Annotated in this window: 21 protein-coding genes and 1 pseudogene; 11 read left to right on the forward strand and 11 right to left on the reverse strand. The window is 70.1% G+C overall.

What is annotated here, in order from left to right; translation table 11 throughout:
* Nucleotides 1-146 precede the first annotated feature (146 nt).
* Nucleotides 147-866, reverse strand: a complete 720-nt coding sequence (locus BLV39_RS40090; protein ID WP_090804688.1) for an ABC transporter permease — start codon at nucleotides 864-866, stop codon at nucleotides 147-149.
* Entirely contained in the window at nucleotides 863-1,549 is a 687-nt protein-coding gene (locus BLV39_RS40095) for an ABC transporter permease (protein WP_090804376.1), read from the reverse strand. The genes BLV39_RS40090 and BLV39_RS40095 overlap by 4 nt, the downstream gene beginning before the upstream one ends.
* A gap of 2 nt (nucleotides 1,550-1,551) precedes the next feature.
* Here BLV39_RS40095 and BLV39_RS40100 point away from each other — a divergent pair, with 2 nt between their 5' ends.
* On the forward strand, nucleotides 1,552-2,568 hold the full coding sequence (locus tag BLV39_RS40100; protein WP_090804378.1) for an ABC transporter ATP-binding protein: 1,017 nt from the start codon (nucleotides 1,552-1,554) through the stop codon (nucleotides 2,566-2,568).
* A 40-nt stretch (nucleotides 2,569-2,608) separates the two neighbouring features.
* Here BLV39_RS40100 and BLV39_RS40105 read toward each other — a convergent pair whose 3' ends face one another.
* The 7 genes from BLV39_RS40105 to folP form a co-directional block, all read right to left on the reverse strand.
* Nucleotides 2,609-3,103, reverse strand: a complete 495-nt coding sequence (locus BLV39_RS40105) for a hypothetical protein (protein WP_090804380.1) — start codon at nucleotides 3,101-3,103, stop codon at nucleotides 2,609-2,611.
* 56 nt (nucleotides 3,104-3,159) lie between these two features.
* Nucleotides 3,160-3,453: a hypothetical protein gene (locus tag BLV39_RS40110; RefSeq protein WP_089255779.1), complete on the reverse strand. Its 294-nt coding sequence runs from the start codon at nucleotides 3,451-3,453 to the stop codon at nucleotides 3,160-3,162.
* 20 nt (nucleotides 3,454-3,473) lie between these two features.
* Nucleotides 3,474-4,766, reverse strand: a complete 1,293-nt coding sequence (locus tag BLV39_RS40115; protein ID WP_239083653.1) for an ABC transporter permease — start codon at nucleotides 4,764-4,766, stop codon at nucleotides 3,474-3,476.
* A 73-nt stretch (nucleotides 4,767-4,839) separates the two neighbouring features.
* A complete protein-coding gene (locus BLV39_RS40120) occupies nucleotides 4,840-5,367 on the reverse strand; it encodes a DUF3180 domain-containing protein (protein ID WP_239083654.1) in 528 nt (175 codons plus the stop codon).
* The gene (gene folK / locus BLV39_RS40125; protein WP_090804384.1) at nucleotides 5,364-5,891 is read right to left on the reverse strand and encodes a 2-amino-4-hydroxy-6-hydroxymethyldihydropteridine diphosphokinase; all 528 of its coding nucleotides are present in this window, start codon (nucleotides 5,889-5,891) and stop codon (nucleotides 5,364-5,366) included. Before folK ends, BLV39_RS40120 begins: the two co-directional genes overlap by 4 nt.
* On the reverse strand, nucleotides 5,888-6,256 hold the full coding sequence (gene folB / locus BLV39_RS40130; RefSeq protein ID WP_090804386.1) for a dihydroneopterin aldolase: 369 nt from the start codon (nucleotides 6,254-6,256) through the stop codon (nucleotides 5,888-5,890). Before folB ends, folK begins: the two co-directional genes overlap by 4 nt.
* Nucleotides 6,257-6,406: 150 nt before the next feature.
* Nucleotides 6,407-7,282, reverse strand: a complete 876-nt coding sequence (folP, locus tag BLV39_RS40135; protein WP_176985339.1) for a dihydropteroate synthase — start codon at nucleotides 7,280-7,282, stop codon at nucleotides 6,407-6,409.
* Nucleotides 7,283-7,613: 331 nt separating this feature from the next.
* Between folP and BLV39_RS40140 the strand changes: the two genes are divergently transcribed.
* On the forward strand, nucleotides 7,614-7,931 hold the full coding sequence (locus BLV39_RS40140) for a hypothetical protein (RefSeq protein WP_090804388.1): 318 nt from the start codon (nucleotides 7,614-7,616) through the stop codon (nucleotides 7,929-7,931).
* A gap of 15 nt (nucleotides 7,932-7,946) precedes the next feature.
* Entirely contained in the window at nucleotides 7,947-8,309 is a 363-nt protein-coding gene (locus BLV39_RS40145; RefSeq protein WP_090804390.1) for a hypothetical protein, read from the forward strand.
* 352 nt (nucleotides 8,310-8,661) lie between these two features.
* Here BLV39_RS40145 and BLV39_RS45285 read toward each other — a convergent pair whose 3' ends face one another.
* Nucleotides 8,662-9,303: a hypothetical protein gene (locus BLV39_RS45285; protein WP_176985340.1), complete on the reverse strand. Its 642-nt coding sequence runs from the start codon at nucleotides 9,301-9,303 to the stop codon at nucleotides 8,662-8,664.
* 303 nt (nucleotides 9,304-9,606) lie between these two features.
* Between BLV39_RS45285 and BLV39_RS40155 the strand changes: the two are divergent.
* From BLV39_RS40155 to BLV39_RS40175, 5 genes and pseudogenes are all read left to right on the forward strand, one after another.
* Nucleotides 9,607-12,192, forward strand: a pseudogene (locus BLV39_RS40155) (ATP-binding protein); the annotation flags it as partial.
* Nucleotides 12,193-14,100 (forward strand): hypothetical protein, encoded by a 1,908-nt coding sequence (locus BLV39_RS40160; protein WP_090804394.1) that lies wholly within the window; start codon nucleotides 12,193-12,195, stop codon nucleotides 14,098-14,100.
* A 63-nt stretch (nucleotides 14,101-14,163) separates the two neighbouring features.
* Nucleotides 14,164-14,673 (forward strand): hypothetical protein, encoded by a 510-nt coding sequence (locus BLV39_RS40165; protein ID WP_239083655.1) that lies wholly within the window; start codon nucleotides 14,164-14,166, stop codon nucleotides 14,671-14,673.
* Nucleotides 14,670-15,812 (forward strand): M23 family metallopeptidase, encoded by a 1,143-nt coding sequence (locus BLV39_RS40170; protein WP_239083656.1) that lies wholly within the window; start codon nucleotides 14,670-14,672, stop codon nucleotides 15,810-15,812. Before BLV39_RS40165 ends, BLV39_RS40170 begins: the two co-directional genes overlap by 4 nt.
* A gap of 36 nt (nucleotides 15,813-15,848) precedes the next feature.
* Nucleotides 15,849-16,451, forward strand: a complete 603-nt coding sequence (locus tag BLV39_RS40175) for a hypothetical protein (protein ID WP_090804398.1) — start codon at nucleotides 15,849-15,851, stop codon at nucleotides 16,449-16,451.
* Here the strand turns inward: BLV39_RS40175 and BLV39_RS40180 are convergent, their stop codons facing one another.
* Nucleotides 16,452-16,946, reverse strand: coding sequence for a hypothetical protein (locus BLV39_RS40180; RefSeq protein WP_143050119.1), 495 nt, complete (start codon nucleotides 16,944-16,946; stop codon nucleotides 16,452-16,454).
* A 77-nt stretch (nucleotides 16,947-17,023) separates the two neighbouring features.
* Here BLV39_RS40180 and BLV39_RS40185 point away from each other — a divergent pair, with 77 nt between their 5' ends.
* The 3 genes from BLV39_RS40185 to BLV39_RS40195 are packed head-to-tail and all read left to right on the forward strand — an operon-like array spanning nucleotide 17,024 to nucleotide 20,652.
* The gene (locus BLV39_RS40185; protein WP_373315305.1) at nucleotides 17,024-19,597 is read left to right on the forward strand and encodes an FtsK/SpoIIIE domain-containing protein; all 2,574 of its coding nucleotides are present in this window, start codon (nucleotides 17,024-17,026) and stop codon (nucleotides 19,595-19,597) included.
* Nucleotides 19,594-20,382: a hypothetical protein gene (locus BLV39_RS40190; RefSeq protein WP_239083658.1), complete on the forward strand. Its 789-nt coding sequence runs from the start codon at nucleotides 19,594-19,596 to the stop codon at nucleotides 20,380-20,382. The genes BLV39_RS40185 and BLV39_RS40190 overlap by 4 nt, the downstream gene beginning before the upstream one ends.
* A 9-nt stretch (nucleotides 20,383-20,391) precedes the next feature.
* Nucleotides 20,392-20,652 (forward strand): hypothetical protein, encoded by a 261-nt coding sequence (locus BLV39_RS40195; protein ID WP_090804403.1) that lies wholly within the window; start codon nucleotides 20,392-20,394, stop codon nucleotides 20,650-20,652.
* The last annotated feature ends 344 nt before the right edge of the window (nucleotides 20,653-20,996 follow it).

The following is a 20,996-nucleotide window of genomic DNA, read 5'->3' on the forward strand; positions in this document are numbered from 1 at the left end:
TCTCACCCAACATGTTGTCAGTGGGGACCGACAAGAAACTGTGGTTGTTGTCATCGGATTGTCACTGTCGCGTAGTAATGCCCCTACCGTCGGGTACATCAAACACGGACTTTAGCGCCGATAAACGATAAGAAGCCGCTAATCCGTCAGGCGGCACCGGTCGCCATGGTCTGCCGGTCCGTCTTGCGCCGCAGCGGCCGCAGCGGCGCGGGCGTGATCAGCCGCTCGACCAGAGCCAGGATCCCTTCGACGGCCAGCGCGAGCGCGGCGACCAGCACGCCGCCGGCCAGAATCTGCCCGCCCGCCGCCGAGATGCCCAACCCGAATCCCGACGCGATGATCTGGCCGAGCCCGCCGCCGTTGACGTACGACGCCAGCGCGGTGGTCGCGACCACCTGGACGGCCGCGGTGCGGAACCCGGCCGCCAGGTAGGGAATGGCAAGGGGCAACTCGACCCGGCGAAGCAACTGCATGCCGGACAGGCCCATCCCCTTGGCCGCGTCCCGCGTCTCGGGGTCGACCTGCCGGATCCCCGTGTACGCGTTGGAGAGCAACGGCGGTAGGGCGAACACGGCCAGCGCCACGATGATCGGCGGCTTGCCGAAGCCGAGGATCGTCAGCGGCAGGATGGTCAGCAGCGCGATGGTGGGAATCGCCAGCGTCAGGTCGGAGACCAGCACGACCAGGCCACCGCCGCGTCCCGAGTGGCCGAGCCAGACACCGAGCGGCAGGGCGACCACGCAGCCGATCGCCACGGCTGCCGCCGAGATGGTCAGGTGCTCGCCGAGACGGTCCAGGATGCCGCCCGGGTTGGTCCAGTTCAGCGGGTCGTTGAGGTAGACCCACGCCGACTGCACGATGTTCATCGGGCTCTCCTGGTCCACGGGGTGAGCACCCGTCCGGTACCGATCAGGATCAGATCCAGCAGCAGTGCGAGCAACACGCACAGGATGGTGCCGGTGGTGATCTGGGCCTTGAAGAAGTTGTTCTGGAACCCGCCGAGGATCAGGTTGCCCAGCCCGCCCTTGCCGATCAGCGCGCCGATGGTGACCAGTGCCACGGTCGACACCGTGGCCAGCCGGAGGCCGGTGAGGATGCCCGGCAGCGCGAGCGGCAGGTCCACCCGGAGCAGCCGGCCCCACCGCCCGTACCCCATGCCGGTGGCCGCGTCCTTCGCCTCGCTCGGCACCTGGTTGAGGCCCGCGAGTGTGTTGCGGACGATCAGCAGCAGGGCGTAGAGGACCAGGCCGATCAGCACCGACGTCGACTTGGTCGGGCCGACCGCCGGCGCGATGAACGCCAGCAGCGCCAGGGAAGGAATGGTGTAGAGCACACCGGACAGCGCCAGGATCGGCCCGCTCAACGGGCGGAACCAGTACGCGACCACGGCCAGCGGCACTGCGACGACCATGGCGACCGCCACGGCTTCGGCTGTCAACGTGACATGCTCGCCAAGAGCGTCAAGGATGGTGCTGGAGTTGGTCCGGATGTAGTCCCAGGAGAACCAGGGATTGGCGGCATCCTGATACGCCAGGTCGCGGAGGGACATGAGTGGACGCTACCCCGGAAGGCGGTAACAGCGCGCCGGCCGATCGCAAGGCGGCGCCGATCGAGCTGCACGAGGTGCGCAAGCAGTACCCCGACGGCACGGTCGCCGTCGACAAGCTGAGCCTGTCCATCAACGCAGGCGAGCTCGTGGTGCTGATCGGGCCGTCCGGCTGCGGCAAGTCGACCGTGCTCCGCATGATCAACCGGTTGATCGAGCCGACCTCGGGCCAGATCGTGATCGACGGCGAGGACGTCACCAACACCGACGCGGTGCGCCTGCGCCGGCGGATCGGCTACGTCATCCAGAACGTCGGTCTCTTTCCCCACCAGACGATCCACACCAACGTGGGTACGGTGCCCCGCCTGCTCGGCTGGCCCAAGCAGCGCACCCGCGAGCGCGCCGACGAGCTGCTCGACCTGGTCGGCCTCGACCCCGCGCGTTACGGCAGGCGCTATCCGCACGAGCTCTCCGGCGGGCAGCGCCAGCGGGTCGGCTTCGCCCGTGCCCTGGCCGCCGACCCGGTCGTACTCCTGATGGACGAGCCCTTCTCGGCGGTCGACCCGATCGCCCGCTCCGGCCTACAGCGCGAGTTCCTGCGGCTCCAGGCCGAGGTCCGCAAGACCGTGGTGCTGGTCACCCACGACCTCGACGAGGCGGTCCGGATGGGCGACCGGATCGTCGTGCTCTCGCAGGGCGCCCACCTTCAGCAGTTCGGCACCCCGGCGCAGCTTTTAGGCGAGCCGGCGTCGCCGTTCGTCCGCGAGTTCGTCGGCAAGGACCGCGGCATCCGGCGCCTGGCGGTGCTTCCGGTCACCGAGGACATGCTGACCCCGGCCGGCGGCGTGGCGATCGAGGGCCGCATCCCGGCCGTCGAGTTGGGCATCTCGCTCTACGACGCGCTCGCCGCGATGTTGGTCGCGAACGCCGACTACGCCGAGGTCAAGGACGGCGACCGGACGGTGGGCCTGATCAGCCGGCACCGCATCCTGAGCATCGACTACCCGGCCGAAGCCGACTGAGCGTGCGGACCCGGCGGGGAGGGTTGCCGGGTCCGCGTGTTCAGCTTCGGGTGCCGCGGTAGCCGCCGAGGGTGGCCAGGCCGACGATCCAGCCCACGAAGAGGCCGTAGGTCGCACCCAGGCCGGCGGCGCCGAACGCGGCCAGCAGCGTCGGGTTGCTGCGGAAGAGCGCGGTGATCAGGCCGGCGAACGCGCCGGCGAAGACGTACGCACCCCAGCCGGCGAAGAACTGGCTGAGCGTGCCGCGGGCCCGGGCGAGCTGGCTGCCGGGCAGCAGATAGAGGAACAGCGCCGTGAGCACCACGACGAGGATCGCGCGCAGGTCGTCGGCGAACACGTCCTGGAGAGAGTCGCTGGAGTCGAACCGCCACGCCGGGTAACCGAGCAGCCGGAGGAACCAGCCGCCGGCCGTCTGGTCGGTGTGGTTGTCGCTGACCCAGTCGCGATACCAGGGACTACCGAAGACCAGCACCAGGATCAGGGCGGCGATCGTGCCTGATCCAACCGCTGACTTGTACCGGTTGGTGAGAGCCATGCCGCCGGTATTTCCCGACGGGATCCATCGACGAAACCTACCGGGGGTATCTACAGCTATTTGTCGTGCTTGAGCAGATAGTCGATGAACTTGGCCCGCAGCAGCGGCTCCTGCTCGCCGAAGTCGTGCCCCTCGGCCTCCCGGAACAGGGCAACGGCCTCGTCGATGTACCCCCCGGTCGCGCTGAGGTCGGGCTCCAGTCCCGCGGCGGGCTGGGCGTCGGGAAGGTGGCGCAGTACGGACCAGAAGAAGCGCACATCCAGGCGCTCGCGGGCCACGTGGAACGCCCGCTCCCGCAGCTCCTCAGTGGACTGCGCGTCGAGCGCGGCGAACTCCGGCGATTCGGTCATGATCCGAGCGTAGCCCGCGCTCAGCGCTCGCCGTTGTTCCACCGCTCGGTGTCCCAGGCGTCGGCCCGGCTCTCGGTCGGCTGCGCGGGCAGCGACGACCAGGAGTCGGTGCGCTCGCCGAGCGTGGCGCCGCGCGGCTGCGTGGTCTGCCACGGCGTCTCGTCGGTGCCGGCCGACTTGGGCCGCCCGAAGGTCTCGACCAGGCGGGTCACCATAAGACCGGCCACCACCGCGCCGGCGCCCAGCGCCGCGGGTGTGACCTCTTCCCAGCCGCGCTCGACGAGATAGCGCTGGCCGACGATCAGCAGCGCGACCGCCAGCACGGTGCCGAAGATGCCACCCCGGCGGCCGTACGCGCTGGTGCCGCCGAGCAGAGCGGCGCCGACCGCGAGCCCGGTCCATTCGAGCCCGCTGGCCGGCGCGACCGGGCCGTCGGAGGAGGACGCGATCAGTACGCCGGCACCGGCCGCGAGCGGCATCGACAAGGCGATGGCGCCGGCGGTGAGCATGGCGGCCACCGGGCCGCGGCGCCGGGCCGGGTCGGCGACCGGGCGGAACCGGCCGATCGCGCGGCGGACGGACTTGACGGTGCCGAGCAGCCCGCCGAGCACGGCCACGATCGCGACACCGACGAACAGGTAGAGGGCGTGGTCGCTGGGGTCGAAACCGCCCTGCACGTCGACCGGCGCGGACCGGCGCTGGATGAACACCAGCGTGCCGAGGGCGGCGGCGAGGCTGGCCGCCCAGCCGGGCACGTGGAAGACCACCACGACGACGGCGACGGCCACGCCCAGCACCAGCGCCCCAACCGTGGCCTGCGCGATGGTGGGCACGATGCCGCGGTCGCCGTTCTCGGCGAAGTGCAGGGCCGCGGCCACCGCGACCGGACCCAGCGCCAGGTTGACGGCGCCGGCCCGCAGCGTCAGCCCCGCGCCCATCGCGATCAGACCGAGGGCGGCACCGGCGACAAGCAGTTGCTCCAGGGCGTTGCCCCGCAACGCTCCGGAGTCTTCACGGAGGAGCAGGTAGCCGACCGCGCCGACGCCGAGCAGGAGGACGAACTCCCAGATGATGTGGAAGGCCAGCCGGTCCCGGCCGGGCTCACCGTCCGCCGGGTCGTCGAACACGTCGTCGAGGACCGCTGGGGAAACGGCCTGCCGCCCGGTGTCGCTCGGGTCGTTGGCCCGCAGCTCACCGACGCCGAACTCACCGGGCGGATAGTCGCCGGCCGGATAGTCGTCGCGGTAGTCGCCGGCCGGGCCCGGGTCGGTGTCGCCCGCGCGTCGCCGGTAGATCGAGTCGTCGTAGCCCATGAGGTGCGCCTTCCTACCATTCGCACGCACCCTAACCGCGCTCCCGCCCGGACGTCACCCCCTGTGAATGCGGCTACCGACGGGTAGATCTTGCGTCGTCGTCGTGGTTCTCGTCGTCGTCACGGCGCTTGGGCACGCGGCAGGCGCGTTCGAGCAGCAGCGCGGCGATGACCAGGATGATGGATCCGACCACGCCACCGATCGCGGCCGGCAGGTCGTGGCGGGCCGCGTCGGTGTGCTTGAAGATCAAAAAGATCAGCAGGCCGGCGAAGAACCCGCCGAAGATCGAGCCGACCAGCGACGACGCCTTGGCCAGCACGGCGAACCGAGCGACGGACAGCGGGTCGACCGGCTCGTGGCCCGGTTTGCGCTGCACGCGGGCGCGCGTGTTGAGCGCGATGTAGCCCTCCAGCACGCCGAGACCGGCCAGCACGGCCGTCGGCGACCAGGGCAGGTCGGGCAGGCTCGAATAGGTCATGCTGACCAGCAGCCAGGCCAGTGCCGCGGCCACCAGCGCGGCCAGCACCAGCGTGGCCGGCTGGGTCGGACCCATCCGTGGCCGGTGCGGCCCGTGGCCGCGTTCGGGAGACTGCTGGCTCATCCCGCCGACTGTATCCGCAGATCCGGTCGGGCACGCACCGCCGCGACGTCGCTCGCCGCCGGCTCGGTCCGCAACAGGGCGGTCAGCGACCCGTGTCCGGGCAGCTCGGCCGCCGGGTCCAGGTCGGCCCACGGCCGTAGGACGAACGCGCGCAGGTGGGCCCTCGGGTGCGGCAGGGTGAGCTCCGGGTCGGCGCTGCGCACCGGGCGGCCCGCCGCATCGAAGACGGCGATCACGTCGACGTCCAGCGTCCGCGGGCCGAACTGCCGCTCGGGGTCGCGTACCCGGCCCTCGGCGGTCTCGATCGCCTGTGCCCGGTGGAGCCAGTCCCGCGCGGTCGCCGCGTCGTCCTGGACCACGGCCGCCGCGTTGAGATAGCTGGGCTGGTCCGGATCGCCCCACGGCGGGGTCTCATAGACACCGGAGACCTTTACGAGTACGGGCTCCAGCGCGGCGACCGCCGCCCGCAGGTGGGCCAGCCGGTCACCGAGGTTGCTGCCGAGCGAGAGCACGGCCCGGGTCAGCGCTCCGCCCTCCCCCGGCGCAGGCGGACCGATACGTCGGCGAACTCGTGGGGAATCGGTGCGTGGGGCTTGTGCACGGTGACCGTCGCGGTGCTGACCCGCTCGTCGTCGAGGCAGACGTCGAGCAGCCGGTCGGCGAGCGTCTCGATCAGGTCGACGGGCTCGCCGGTGATCACCTTGACCAGCCGGCCGGCCAGCACGCCGTAGTCGACCGTCTTGGTCAGGTCGTCGTCACGGGCGGCGGCGCTCAGGTCGAGCTCGAGCACCACGTCGACGAGGAAGTCCTGACCCTCGGCGCGTTCGGTCGCCAGCACGCCGTGCCAACCCCGGGCCCTTAACCCTTTGAGCGTGATCCGGTCGGTCATGACGGGTCTCCACTTCGTGGTGACCCGCCCTGCCCGGGCGGGCTCTGCTGATGATGCCCTCGCCAAGGCTCGGTCATGACGGGTCTCCACTTCGTGGTGACCCGCCCTGCCCGGGCGGGCTCTGCTGATGATGTCCTCGCCAAGGCTCGGTCATGCGCTGTCCTCCTCGTACACCAGGCGGGGTCGCCCGCTGGCCTGCCACACGGCGATCGCGTCGGTGGTCTCCCGCACGTCGTGCACCCGCACGCCCCAGGCGCCGGCGGCGACCGCGAGCACGCTGGTCGCGACCGTTGCCGCTGTGCGCTGGTCGGTGGGGCGAGGTGTGCCGTCCGGCTCGGCCAACAGGCGGCCGAGGTAGGACTTGCGGCTGGCGCCGAAGAGCACGGGGTAGCCGAGGGCGATCAGCTCCGGCAGGCCCCTGGTGAGGGTCCAGTTGTGCTCGGCGCGCTTCGCGAAGCCCAGGCCGGGGTCGATGACGATCCGGTCGGCGGCCACCCCGGCCGCGAGCGCTTCGTCGACCCGCTGGCTCAGCTCGTCGCGTACCTCTTTGACCACGTCGTCGTAGTTGGCCAGGTCGGCCATCCGGCGGGAGTGGCCACGCCAGTGCATCAGCACCCAGGGGCAGCCGGCACCGGCGACGACCTTGGCCATGTCGGGGTCGGCGAGGCCGCCGGAGACGTCGTTGACCACCGTGGCGCCGGCCTCCAGCGCGGCCGCGGCGACGCTGGCCCGGGTGGTGTCGATGCTCATGGTCACGCCCTGGTCGGCCAGCGCGCGGATGACCGGCAGGACCCGGGCCGCCTCGGTGTCCGGGTCGACCCGCTCGGCGCCCGGCCGGGTCGACTCGCCACCGACGTCGACCAGGTCCGCGCCGTCGCGATGCATGGCGATGCCGTGCGCGATCGCGGCCGCGAGACCACCGCCCGGGTCGGAGGAGAAGTATCGCCCGCCGTCCGAGAACGAGTCGGGCGTGACGTTGAGGACGCCCATCACGACCGGGTCGGGCGACCGCAGCAGATCGGTCACCTGTAGACCGTACCGAACAGCGTTCCGGCCCTGTCGTTCGAACTCGTGTGCCACATCGGCCACACCGGCCACGAGGGGCGCACCAGGCGCATTCTTCGTAGCTTGTTCGAAGCAGGGCTCCGCCGTACGCTTTGCAATTGCTAATGATTCCGGCGCCAAGACGGAGGAGACAGGCCGAAACCGGGACAAAACACCCGAGGATGAGACACCGTTAGCGGTGAGCGCACAACATCCGGGCCGGCGGACAAGACGTACGACAAAACGTCACCCGAAGGCCTGACAATCACAGTGCCGCGGCTCCGCCGGCCGTCGGCACCGGGGAGGTTTTCCGATGATCGCCACTGAGCTCGTCCAGCAGGCGTGGAGTGCGTCCGCGCACGCCGCGTCGGGCGTGCTCGCCCACGTCATCGCGGGTGAGGCAGACCCGAAGGGCATCGACACATCAGGCATCGTCACCTTCTTCGCCAGCAAGGTGGCGCCGATTCTGCTTGCGGTGCTCGGCGTGATCTTCATCGGCCGCGCGAGCAAGGGCGAGGTCTCCAAGGTCCTGACCAGCTCGGCCATCGCCATCGTCGGCCTCGCGTTCATCGCGGGCGCGGCGACTTTGTTCTTCGTCGGTGACTACCTGATCAAGCTGATCTTCGAATAGGCCGCGGAGCACGAGATGCGGCTGCGCACCGATGACGACATCTACCGGGCTCGCCTGGTTTACCTGGGCCCGCCGGGATACACGCTTCCGATCCATCTGCCCTATGCGCAATATGGGCTGTTCATGCTGCTTGTGCCGCTCTATATCTTCATCCACTACCTGTTCACGTTCAGCGTCGAGCTCTTCCCGGCCTGGGAGATCGCGCTCGCGATCGTGACGACCTCGTTCATCTTCCGCCACGTCGACCCCGACCGTCCCGCACGCGTGGTGATCCGCACGGCGCTCACCGACTGGCGCCGCACCCGCGAGCCCGCAGTCGAGCAGCGCGACCCCCGTCTGGTCGCGACCAAGATCAGGATCCGCGAGGAGCTGGTATGACCCGGCATCCGGAGCCCGTCCAGCAGATCAGCCGGCCGTCACCCCCTCGAAACCGAGGAGCGTTCGCGGAACGGAGCGAGGTCCTCGCATGAATCGACCCGTCCCGCCGGAGTCCCGTCCGGCCGACACGCAGTCCGGAACCAGCGGTCACCGTCAGCGATCAACTGACTACCCTGCGACGGATCTTGATGCCGCTGAGCTTGACGAGGAGCGGACGGACAACGAACTCGTGACCACTCCTGGTCACGGTTCGGTGGCGGTTTTCCAGGCGCCGGGGCCGGCCCGCTCCCGGCCGGCCGAGGAGCGCGGCCGCGCGGTGCCAGCCGGTCGCCGACCCGACGCCGACATCGACTCACCGTTCCTCGACCTCTTCGGTGGTGCCGCGCCGCCGCAGGCTGCTCCGCCGCAGGGTCCCCCGCCGCCGCAGGGCGGCGAACCCGCTGGCGGTCGGCACGCGCTGACCAATGGCAATGGCGCGGGGCCGACCGCCCCGCCGCGCGGCGCCGAGCCTGTTTACGGCGCTGATCCCGCGCTGACCGGCCACCTCGACGCCGTCGAGCCACCGCGGCGTGGTGCCGACCCGCGCGGCGGCGACTCGCGTGGAACCGACCTGCGCGGTGCCGACCAGCGTGGAACCGATCGGCGTGGAACCGACCCGCGTGGAACCGACCAGCGCGGTGGCGACCCGCGTGGAACCGACCAGCGCGGTGGCGACCAGCGTGGAACCGACCAGCGCGATCCCGACCCGCGTGGAACCGACCCGCGTGGAACCGACCCGCGTGGAGCGGACCCGCGTGGAGCGGACCCGCGTGGAGCGGACCGGCGTGGAGCTGAGCCGCTTCGGGGTATCGAGGCTTCGCGGGGTGTCGAGTCGCTGGCGCCGAATGGGCCGTCGGTTGACCGGCAGCGCATTGTCAGCCGGGCCAACCGGGCGCCGGGCGAGACCGGCCGGGTCGACAACCGTGCCGGGCGGCGGGGCGAGCCCGCGCCGCATGCTGACGCCTATCTCGACCCTGGCTCCGAGATGTTGCCCGAGCCTCGGCCCGAGCCACGCCGCCGCAGCGAGCCGCCGACGGCCAGCCGGCTGGCGTCTCCGCAGCACCCGTCCCGGCCGCGGCGACCGGCCACGGGGCCCGCCTCCGGCGTACCCCCGATGCCCGCTGGTCAGGAACGTGCCGCCGAGGTCGCGCCGCGCTCGGAGCGCACGCCCGACCTGCCTGGCGCGCAGTTGCCGATCGTGCGCGAGCCGGCGCAGCCGCCGCGCCGCCGGGATAAGGGTCGCGAGCCGGCAAAGAAGCCGACCACGGTCAAGCCGCCGCAGATCAAGTTCGGCGACCGCGACCCGAGTATCGGCCTGGCAATCACCGAGATCGCCGGGCACCTGACCTTCACTCCCAACACGGTGACCGCCTGGTACTGGCTGCCGGAGGTGCGCTGGGCGTTCCGGCCCGACGCCGAGCGCGAGGCGTTGCTGTCCGCGATCTCCGAGCAGTACGCGGGTCTCGCCGGCTTCCGCCTGCACCTGCGCCGCACCACCCGGCCGTTCCCGGCCGACGAGTGGGCCCGCACTGTCGACACCCACACGCCCTCGCCGCTGTCCAGCGTGCCGGGCGCGACGTCCTGGTCCGACCACCTGGTCGCGGCGCAGCGGCACCTGCTGTCGGTCAACCACGCCGAGGGCCAGACCTACCTGGGCGTCACGTTCGCGCGCCGGTCGCTCGGCAACAGCCTGTCCGAGCGGGTGCTGCGCACCTTCGGCCGCGGCGTCGCCGAGGGCGAGCGCCGCAAGCTGAGTCGCACGGTCGAGCAGTTCGACGAGGTGCTCGGCGCGTTCGGCATGCGCGGGCGGCGGGTCACGCCACACGAGCTTGAATGGCTGCTCTACCGCTCGGTCGCGCTGTGCATGGCGCCCCCGACCACGCTCTCGCCGGTGACCAACGGCCAGTGGGAACGCGGTGACCTGCTTGGGCTCACCGAGCAGATCGAGCGCTATCGCACGCCGTACGGGTCGACGGTCAAGCTCGTCAACCGGATGACCGGCGAGGAGCGGCACGTCGCCGTGCTGGCCGTCGGCCGGATGGAGCCACTGGAGATCCCCGAGCGGCACGAGCCGTGGATGCACTTCCACGAGCGGCTGCCGTGGCCGATGGAGCTGTCGTCGCGGATCGACGTGCTCGGCTCGGGCGACTCGTTCCGCAACCTCGAGCACCGGCTCCGGATGATCCGGTCGCAGCAACTCGACTACGCCGAGCACGGCATCGACGCCCCGCCCGAGCTCGAGCGGCTGGCCAAGCGCGCGCTGGTGATCGGCGACGAGATGACCACCGGTCTGCCGGTCGAGTCGGCCCGCGCGCACGGCTGGCACCGCATCGCCGTCGGCGGCCGCACCCGCGACGAGTGCCTCGAGCGGGCTCGCCGGCTGATCCAGCTCTACTCCCGGGAACTGCGCATCTCGCTGCAGCACCCGAAGAACCAGGACTGGCTGGCCCGCGAGTTCATCCCCGGCGAGCCGATCGCCAACACGGGCTACATCCGCCGGATGCCGGTCAAGCTGCTGGCGGCCGCGCTGCCGCAGGCGGCGTCCACGGTCGGCGACCGCCGCGGCGACCTGATCGGCCGCACCGCGGGCACCTGCCGCCGGCCGGTCTTCCTGGACCTGCACTTCCCGATGGAGGTACGCGAGCGCTCCGGCCTGGCGGTCTTCGTAGCCGAGCCCGGCGGTGGCAAGTCGACGCTGCTGGGTGCACTCGGCTACCTGGCGGCCCGGCGCGGCGTCCAGGTCACCCTGCTCGACCCGTCGGGCCCGCTGGCCCGGCTGTGCGCGATGCCGGAACTCCGGCCGTTCTCCCGGGTGCTCAACCTGACGGGTTCGGAGGCCGGCACGCTGGCGCCGTACTCGCTGATTCCCACGCCCTTGCGCACGGAGTTCTCACTGGGCGCGCCGGGTGACCGGGAGTACGAGATCGCGGTCTCCAACTCGCGAGCCGAGCGCCGGATGCTGGTCCAGGACATCTGTCAGATGCTGGTCCCGCCGCAGGTGGCCCGCCAGGCTTCCACGGCGACGCTGTTCCGGCACGCGGTGCGCCAGGTCCCGGCCGAGGAGACCTCGACGCTGGACGACATCGTCGCCTGCCTGGCCGGCATGGACGACGACGATGGCAAGGAACTGGCCAACCTGCTGCTGGACACGGCCGAAATGCCACTCGCGCTGCTGTTCTTCGGCCGCCCCCCAGAGCACCTGCTCGGCGCGGACGCGGCCCTGACGGTCATCACGATGGCCGGCCTGCGCCTACCGGACCTGAAGATCGAACGCGAGTACTGGTCAGCCGAGGAATCGTTGGCGCTGCCCATGCTGCACACGGCCCACCGCCTGGCGGTCCGGCGCTGCTACGGCGGCTCGATGTCATCGCGGAAAATGGTCGGCCTGGACGAAGCGCACTTCATGGAGGGCTGGCGTTCGGGCCGCTCGTTCCTGGTGCGCCTGGCCCGAGACTCCCGCAAGTGGAACCTGGCGGCCCTGGTGGCGTCGCAGAACCCACGCGACATCCTGGGCCTGGACGTCCAGAACCTCGTGTCGACGGTGTTCGTGGGCCGGATCGCGGAAGACCAGGAAATCGCGTCGGAAGCGCTACGCCTGCTGCGGGTCCCGGTGAACGACGGCTACGAGGCCACCCTCGCCAGCCTGTCCAACGTGGACACGGCATCATCGGCCCGGCTAGGTTTCCGCGAGTTCGTCATGCGCGACGTAGACGGCCGGGTCCAAAAGATCCGAGTCGACGTCTCGTACGTCGAAGGCCTGCTGGACCACCTGGACACCACCCCGGCGGTGGCGGCGTCGACGCCGTCCCTCCTCCCGCCGGCCCTTGCAGACCTGGAGGAGTAGATGGCTCGGGCGCGAGCACGGGTAGTCTCTCTGGTCCTCACCCTGCTGGTGGCGGCCGTCGCCACCATCAGCTGGCCGGCCTTGGGCGCAACCGCCGCCCCGCCAACTAAGGCACCCGCTGACGTCTGCACAGTCGACGAGTGGGAGGCGAACTTCCGTGCCTGCGTCAGCAAGTTGCCGGAAGTCAGCGCAGACCGCCTGACCTGCCTCAATGCCCCGAATCCAAGCAACCCTGACGCGGGTCTGGCGGGTTGGTTCGCGAGTCGACCGGAAGGTTCGGCACGCTCGGGCGTCGTCGGCATCTACAGCGACTACGGCTACGCCGGTTATAGCTATTCCACCTACGACATTGAAGGCGGCTGCGCCTCAACTGTCCTGCATCCCGACTACCGTTTCTTGACGACGGTCGCTAACGGCGAGTTCATGATCGCGACTGCGGTCGTAGGCGCTTCCAACGCCGTGCGCGAGCGCGCATGGAATCCGGCGACGATGTGGGGCTGGGCCGACCCCCTGGTAGACCAGGCAACGAAGGCGGTTTATACGAAGGTGTTCACCGCCTTCGGGGGCATCACACTGGCGATCGTTGGTTTGTACCTCATTTGGCGGTCGCGTCAGTCCGACATGAGCAACGCCATGACCACCACTGGCTGGGCGCTCCTCGTCATGGTCGCTGTGACTGCGCTGGCTGCATGGCCGGTGAAATCAGCGAACATCGCCGATGACACGCTCGTCAGCGCACTCGGCGTTGTGCACGACGCCGTCGGTCCACGCCCGGATGATGGCCAATGCCGCCTCGGCGATCCCAACGCCTGCAAGGACAACCGGCCGCCGGCCGTGCGGGCGAGTGACACCGTCACCGAGACCATGCTCTATCGCAACTGGCTTCGAGGTGTTCTCGGGTCTGCTGACAGCGTGACTGCCAAAAAATACGGTCAGGCGCTTTACGACGCCAAATCGTTCCGCTGGGACGAAGCCGAAAAGCTCCGTCAAAATCCTGGCACTCGCGACCAGATGCTCGCCGAAAAAAAGACTCAGTGGATGAAGGTCGCCGAGCAGATTAAGACCGAAGACCCCGAGGCGTACGACTACCTCCAGGGCGAACGCGACATGGATCGGGTCGGCGCTGGCTTCATCGCGCTGCTCGCGGCGTTCCTCTTCGCCTTGTTCGACCTCACCGCGTCGCTCCTCGTGTTGCTCGGCTTCTTAATCTTCCGCTGGGCAGTCATCGCTGCACCGATCTTGGGCACAGTGGGTCTGATGCGTCCGGCTAGCGCCGGCATTCGGCGGTTGGCGAACGCGGTAGTCGCCGCGGTCTTCAACATCGCGATCTTCGGCACCGGGGCCGCGATCTACCTGTTCGCCGTCGACTTGATCATGAATACTCCGACGCTACCGGGCTGGCTCCAGGTAGTCCTCGTGTGGCTTTGCGGCGTGGTGGGCTGGCTACTGCTCCGCCCATACCGGCGAATCACACAACTCGGCGGCAAGGATGGCACTGCCGCGATCACGTCGGCCGGCTCCTGGCATCGGCGATTCTTCCGCGACATGCGTGAGGCCGCGAAACTGGACGTCGTCGAGCCTGGTGGCACCTCCGAACCACACGTTGGCAAGCGTCGCGGGGTCCTTGCCGAAGGAACATCGATGCGACCGGAAGCTCGGCACGAGGATCCGAGCCACGGCGCACCCAGCGGTGGAGAGCAGAATCGGCCGGAAGAGCGGTCCGACGCCCCAACCGCGACCCCGCCGCGAAGTCCTGCCGTGCGGCCGGGCCGCCGCCAACCCGAGCGATGGGTGGAGCCGGACGTTCCGCAAACCGCGCCGGCCAGCTACGCGATCTATCGGCCGGAATCCACCAAGGACGCCCCACCCGCGCCGACATCGCCACGGGTCCGATCCGAGGCGAGGTGAGACGTGCGGCGGGTGTTCCAACTCCTCGGTTCCTCGGCGCTGCGGTCACGACTCGGAGTCGCCGTGGTCTTGGCGATCGTGGTCTTCGGTGTGGTCGGCATCGCCCGAGTCGTTTCCGGTCCTGACGGTCGGTCCGCAGGGGTTTTCCCCGCAGTCGACATTTCCAGCACGGCGACCACCGCCGATCCGGGGGCGGCCGACGACGGTGTGGTCGAACCGCGACCGGCCACCTCCACCGTGGTGGATCCCGGGCCCAGCCTGAGTCCGGGCGCTCCGGAACCTGCGGAAATCGCGAAAGCGTTCGCGACCTCCTGGCTGGACCGCACGGCGAAGGTAGCGGACTGGTACGCGGCGCTGGTTCCGCACGTCACTGCCGATCTCGCTGCCAAGCTCAAAGGAGTGGACCCGGTCGTCGTACCGGCGGAGCGTCTGACAGGTCCACCAACGGTGGTGCCACGGGGTACGGGTTTGGTAGAGGTCTCCTATCCGGTCGACTCCGGAACGCTGCTGCTCCGGGTCGTCGTCGCAGAGGGACGGTGGCTGGTGGACGGCGTTGACTGGGAGCGCGCATGACGCTGACCGGCGAACTGGACGAGGCGATCCAGCGACGCCGCCCGAAGCGGGTGGTTGCCCTGGTCGCTGTCACCGCCACACTCGCATTGCTCTGCTGCGGTGGCGGCACCGCCGCCTTCTTCTTGGACGGCCTGAGCAACGACAACAACCAGGCCCTTTCGTCCTACGGCTGCGGCGCCGCCGGCCCACTGCCTGACGACGGTGATCTCCCACGGGTCTCTGGCTACAGCGAACCCCAGCTGCGGAACGCGGCGACGATCATCAATGTCGGCGCGGACCTCAAGGTGCCGCCAAAAGGTTGGGTCATCGCGATCGCGACCGCGATGCAGGAATCGTCGCTGAACAACCTGGGCAACCTCGGCTCACGCAATGATCACGATTCGCTCGGGCTCTTCCAGCAACGTCCGAGCCAAGGTTGGGGCACGCCGAGGCAGGTCCAGGACCCGGTCTACGCCAGCCGGAAGTTCTACCAGAAGCTCGTGAAGGTCCGCGGCTGGGAGCAGATGTCTCTGACCGACGCCGCCCAGGCAGTGCAGCGCAGCGCGTTCCCGGACGCCTACGCCAAGCATGAACCTGACGCTGCGGAGATCGTGAACATGCTGGCCGACGGTGCGGCGCGAGCGGTCGGAGCCAACTCGACATTGACCTGCGCCGCGATGGGCGACGTGGCAGCGTCAGGTTGGACCACCCCCGTCAAGGCCGGCGTCGTCTCAGGGTTCCGGACCTCATCGCGCCCCAGCCATCAGGGTGTCGACCTCGGCGCCTCCCGCGGCGACGACATCCTCGCCGCAGCCGCCGGCACGGTCATCGTGTCGCGGTGCGACAACGACCAAACACCGCCGTTCCGTTGCGACCGCGACGGTTCGCCGTCGACGCCCGGTTGCGGCTGGTATGTCGATATAATGCATGCCGACGAGGTCATGACCCGCTACTGTCACATGCTTTACCGCCCCAAGGTCCGAGTAGGGCAAGCGGTGGCCGCCGGCCAGCCGCTCGGCATCGTCGGCACGAGCGGCCACTCGTCGGGGCCCCACCTACACTTCGAGGTGCACCTGAATGGCGACCGCAGCTCAGCGGGTGCGACTGAGCCTTTGAAGTGGATGCGGGAAAAGGGCGCGCCGCTAGGCACCGGCGCATAACTGCCGGACCTTCGGCGCGCGGAGCGGAGATAACTGATGAGCCGCGAGCCGATGCCAGACCCGTTCGCTGACCAGCCCGACTGGGCGCCCCGGCCACCCCGCTCAATCGTGCCCACACCGGCTGCGAGCGTTGAGGATCTGCGCGGGCGACGTCTGGTAGTCGGGTTTCCGGGCGCCGGTTGGCGTGGCGATCTACGTGCCGATGATCGGATCGTGCAAGGCAGCCGCACCTACGTCCCGGCGATCCCAGAGCAGGAGTGGTACCGCGCCGAGTCCGAACAGATCGAGGTCTTCGCCCCGCTGGTACCGATCGACCGGGTCTGGGTCGAGACGTTGGGCGCTCCTGGGAAGGCCGGGGGCCATCGGGACGTGATCTCCCGGCTTGTCTCGCTCGACTTCCCGGCCACCCGCGTGGCGGTGCCAGCAGTCGATGTGGACGCTCTCTCTGGCCGACGAGTCGTTCAGGTGGTCGACGGGGTCGAGCGCCGAGATCTTCGTGCGGTCACCGAAGTACACACCAATGCAGATGGCGACATCTGCGTTCGGCTGGCGACAGAGCTCGAATGGTATCGCTGGGCGTGGAGCGGACAAGCACCGAAGACCGTCGAGGTCCCTGTGCATCTGCTCTGGATCGAATAGTTAGCCGAGCAGTTGCGCACCGCAGACTTTCCACCCGTCGCCTTCGTCCACGACCCTGAACTGCCAATCTTGCGTGGACCTTTCGGCACCCGCGATTGTTCGAGTGAGTTGCGTAGCCACAGTTCGATCGGAACCAGCCTCGGTTACCGCGAGCGGACCCCACGACACATCGATCGTGATTCCAAAGCCCTCTTCCCGATGGTCCACATCTGCCCTGAAGGCCCGGATGGGCTCCAGCCCACGGTCTTCCTTGCATTCGAGCGACTCGGCACGAACGTCGTTACGTTGCACGAGGAACTCCCGCAGGTAGTTATCGACCGTCACGTCTGGCTCTCCGCGGTCGATGGCGGTGGCTTCGTCGTAGAGGTTGATTCCTACTCCTACTCCGCCCAGGCAGAGCAGGGTCAGCACCCCCCCGATCACCATCAGGAGGAGGCGCAGCGGGCGGACGCTTCGCTCGCCCGGGGTCGTGCGTGCGGAGGATGCGGCGGCCACATGACGAGGTTAGCCGTACGGCACGCGGAGGGGAGCGTGGGACATTCTGCCGCGCTGCTATACCGTCACTCCGGGAGGTGAGCGGTGTGTCCAGGACGCAGGCGCGAGCCTTAGAAGCCGCCGCGCTGCACCGCCAAGCTGCTGCGGTCGTTGATGCCGCCGAGGTGGCGCTTGTTGGTGTTCGGGCGCCTGTCGCTGACGAGCGCGCACAGCATGACCTGGCCGAACGGCTGCGGGCCGCGGCCGGTGTGCTCACGCCCGGCTGGCTTGGTGGGCAGCTCGACGCGCGGTTCGAAGACACTCCGCTCGGTGGTCCCCGGGTGCCTTCCTTCGTGCGGATCGGCACCGCTCAGCCGCTCGACGACGCACGCTTTCCCGCGATCGTTCCGCTGCTCGGCACCGGCCACCTGACGATCGACGCCGATGCTCGCGACCCCCGGGTCGCCGGGCTGATCAGGGCCACCCTGCTCCGGTTGCTCGCCGCCGCGCCGCCCGGGTCCTTGCTCGTACGCGCCGTCGATGCCGCCGGTGGCGGGATGCTTTTCGCACCCTTCGCCGCGCTCGCCGACGCCGGGTTGATGCCTCCGCCGGCCACCGATCGCACCGCTCTGCGGGCCGTGCTCGCCGAGGCCGAGCAGTGGGTGCGCCCCGCCCGCCCTACCGCCGTCCGGCACACCCGGCGCGAACGTACCCTCCTCGTGGTCATCGCGAGTTTGCCCGAACTCACCGAGACCGCCGATCTGACCCGCATCTCCGCGTTGGCTCAGGCGGGGCCGGACGCTGGTCTGCACCTGATCGTCGCCGGTTGGCCGCCGCCGCCGCTGACCCTGGAGACCACCCAGCAGCCCATGCCGCTGGCCACCCGGATCGCGTTGCGCAACCCCCATGCCCTGGTCAGCGACCCGCCCGGCGCCAACTTCGCGACGTCGCCGCACGTCGGGCTCAACGCTCCCGTGTTCCTCGATGACGACCCGCCGCCGCACCTGTTCGAGCGGGTTTGTGCCGAGCTCGGTGCTCGGTTCGCCGCCAGCTCGCGCCTCAACCTGCGGGACCTGTTGCCCGAGCAGGAGAGCGACACCTGGACCGACGAGTCCGCGTCCGGCCTGGCCACGGTGGTCGGCCACGACGGCGACCGGCCCGTAAACCTCCAGTTCAACGATCTGACTCCACACTGGATGATCGGCGGTCGGTCCGGTGCGGGCAAGACCGCGTTCCTGATCAACGTGCTGTACGGGTTGGCCACCCGCTACGGCCCCGACGAGATGACGCTCTACCTGCTCGACTTCAAAGAGGGCATCTCGTTCGCCGAGTTCGTGCCGACCGAGCGCGACCGCACCTGGCTGCCGCACGCCCGCGCCGTCGGGGTCGAGTCCGACCGGGAGTACGGCCTTGCCGTGTTGCGTGACCTCGACGCCGAGATGGGTCGCCGCTCGGTCGCCTACAAGCGGGCCGGCGTCACCCGGTTCACCGACCTGCGCGAGAGCCAGCCGCTGCCGCGGATCGTCTGCGTGATCGACGAGTTCCAGGTACTGCTGGCGGGCGCCGACCGGGCGGCCACCGAGGCGGTCACGCTGCTCGAGTCACTGGCCCGCAAGGGTCGCTCGTACGGCATCCATCTGGTCCTGGCCAGCCAGACCGTGCTCGGCGTCGAAGCGCTCTACGCCAAGCGCGACTCGATCTTCGGCCAGTTCCCGGTGCGGGTCGCCCTCCCGGGCGGCGGCGACGTGCTGGAGCCGACCAACGACGCGGCCGCCGGCCTCCCGCTCGGCGCCGCGGTCGTCAACACGGCCGGTGGCCTCGGCGGTCCGCGCGGCGCGACCCGCGGGCACGAGCGGGTGATCCGTTTCCCGGACCCGCACGGCGACCGGTCCGCGCTGGTCAAACTGCGACACGCGCTCTGGGAACGGCGCACCGCCGACGCCGCGCCGCCCAAGGTCTTCGCCGGGTACGCGCACCAGCACCTCAACGACGACCCCACCTTCCGGGCGGCCCTCGCCGGCCGGATCACCCGTCCCGCCGCGCTGGTCGGCCGCCACATCGACGTGTCGCTCAGCACCGCGGCCTTCCCGCTCGACACCGCGCCCGGCCGGCATCTCGCGGTGATCGGCCCGAGCGCGGCCGGCGCCGGGGTGCTCGACGCCGCAGCCCGCAGCGTCGCCGCGCACCACCCGCCGCGTACCGCCCGATTCGTGATCGCATCTCTGGTCGCCGAGGGCGACGACGTCGCCGCGGACCTGGCCCGCGACCTCGCCGAGCGGCAGGAGGTCGAGATGGTCACCGCGGCCGAGCTCGCCGACACGCTGACCATCGACCGCCCCGGCTACATGGTGGTGTTCGGAATGGACGCGATGGCCGGCGGCGCGCTGCCGCCCGACCGGCTCCGCCTGGTGTTGCGCACCGGCCCCGGCCGCGGCGTGCACCTGCTCTCCTGGTGGCGCGGCCTGCGACGGTTCACCGACGAGGTCGGCCCGGCCGCCCGCGAAGACGTCGCCGGCCTGGTGTTCCTCAACGTTCCCGGTGCCGACGTGAGCCTGCTGCTCAACCGCCCGGTCGACTGGCAGCCGCGAGACAACCGGGCGCTGCTGCACGACCGGCACACCGACCGCACCTCCGTGATCGTGCCGTTCGTGCGCTCCGAGGCCGACCGATGACCACCGACCAGCCGACCAACGGAACCCCGTACAGCGTGCCCGACCAGCCGACACCCACCCCGTTGCCGGCGCACCCGAACCCGGTGCCGCAACAGCCGTCCTACGGCCACTCGCACCGGCCGGACGACACCGACCCGGGCACGGCCTGGTCGGACTACTGCGCCGCCGCCCAACGGCTCGACGCGGTGCGCCGGGGTGCGGCCACCGCGGCCGGCGAGCAGGCCCAGGCGACCCGGGCGGCGCGCGAGGAGCTCTCCGCGGTCCGCGCCCGGCTGGTGCCGCAACAGGCGAGGTTGCGCGAGGCCGGCGTACCCGATGTCGATCTTCACCCGACCCGCGCGGACGCCGAGGCGGCCGGCCGGACCATCGGCGGCGATCCGGCGGGTGTGTTGACCGCGTTGCACCAGGCCCGATCGACCGCCGACCGCGCCGACGCCGCCCTGCTCGGGGTGCCCGGAGCCGCGCTCGGCGTGACCGGCCCCCGCACGCCGGTCCGCAGTTGGGTGCGCAACATGCTCGTATACGGGCCGTTCGCCGCTGCGGTCCTGGTGGTCCAGATCGCGCTGCTGGTCACCGCCCAGGGCACACCGATGACGATCTACGCACTCGGCTGTGGGCTCGCACTGCCGCTGGCCGCACTCGGGTTCGCCTGGGTCACGATCGGCGCCGCGTTCCCCGCCCCGGCCGGCGGCAAGGTCGACCGCACCCTCCCGATCGGCGCCGTGACCTGCTTCGCACCCGTCCTGATCACCCTCATCGGCCAGGCCGTCCTGGCCGTCACCTAGGCGGTCCGCATGCCGAACGTCGAAGAGGTCAAGCTCAACGTCGCCGCCTCGGTCGACCAGACCCAACGCGCCCTGCAGACCCTGCGCGGCGTGACGGACGCGTTCGACGAGGCCCTGACCCGCCTCCGCTTCACCGCGATCGGGTCAGCGCACCCGTCCATCATGGACGCGATCGCGAACCTGGAGCAGGCTCGGTCACGGCTCGACGAAGCGCAGTCGCTCGCCTCGAACGCGCTCAGCTCCGCCGACAACTTCCGCAGCATGGTCTAAATCAAAAGCAAGATGCGGTCCCGGGTTCGTCGAGGGCGCGACCGTTGCTCCCGCCGGGGACCGGGCCGGGCCCAAGGGGGCCCGTCCCTGCCAGGTCCGCGGGACACAACCAATGATCCGGGCTTCCCGGGTCAGGTGAGGGACGATCGTTGGTCCCGCCCGAAACTGGTGCGTGCCCTGGGGGCCCGTCCCTGCCAGGTCCGCGGGACACAATCCAACTGCGTTGGGCCCTTGCGTTGCGATAAGGTCCGCCGCGTGACTCGCTTCGTGCTTTCGCCGCCCGCCACTCGCTAACGATCATCGTTAGCTGACCCGGCTCTTTGCTTCTTTCCTGAGCCCGGGTC

Origin of the sequence: Asanoa ishikariensis, assembly GCF_900107455.1 — a bacterium.
Classification (GTDB): Bacteria; Actinomycetota; Actinomycetes; order Mycobacteriales; family Micromonosporaceae; genus Asanoa; species Asanoa ishikariensis.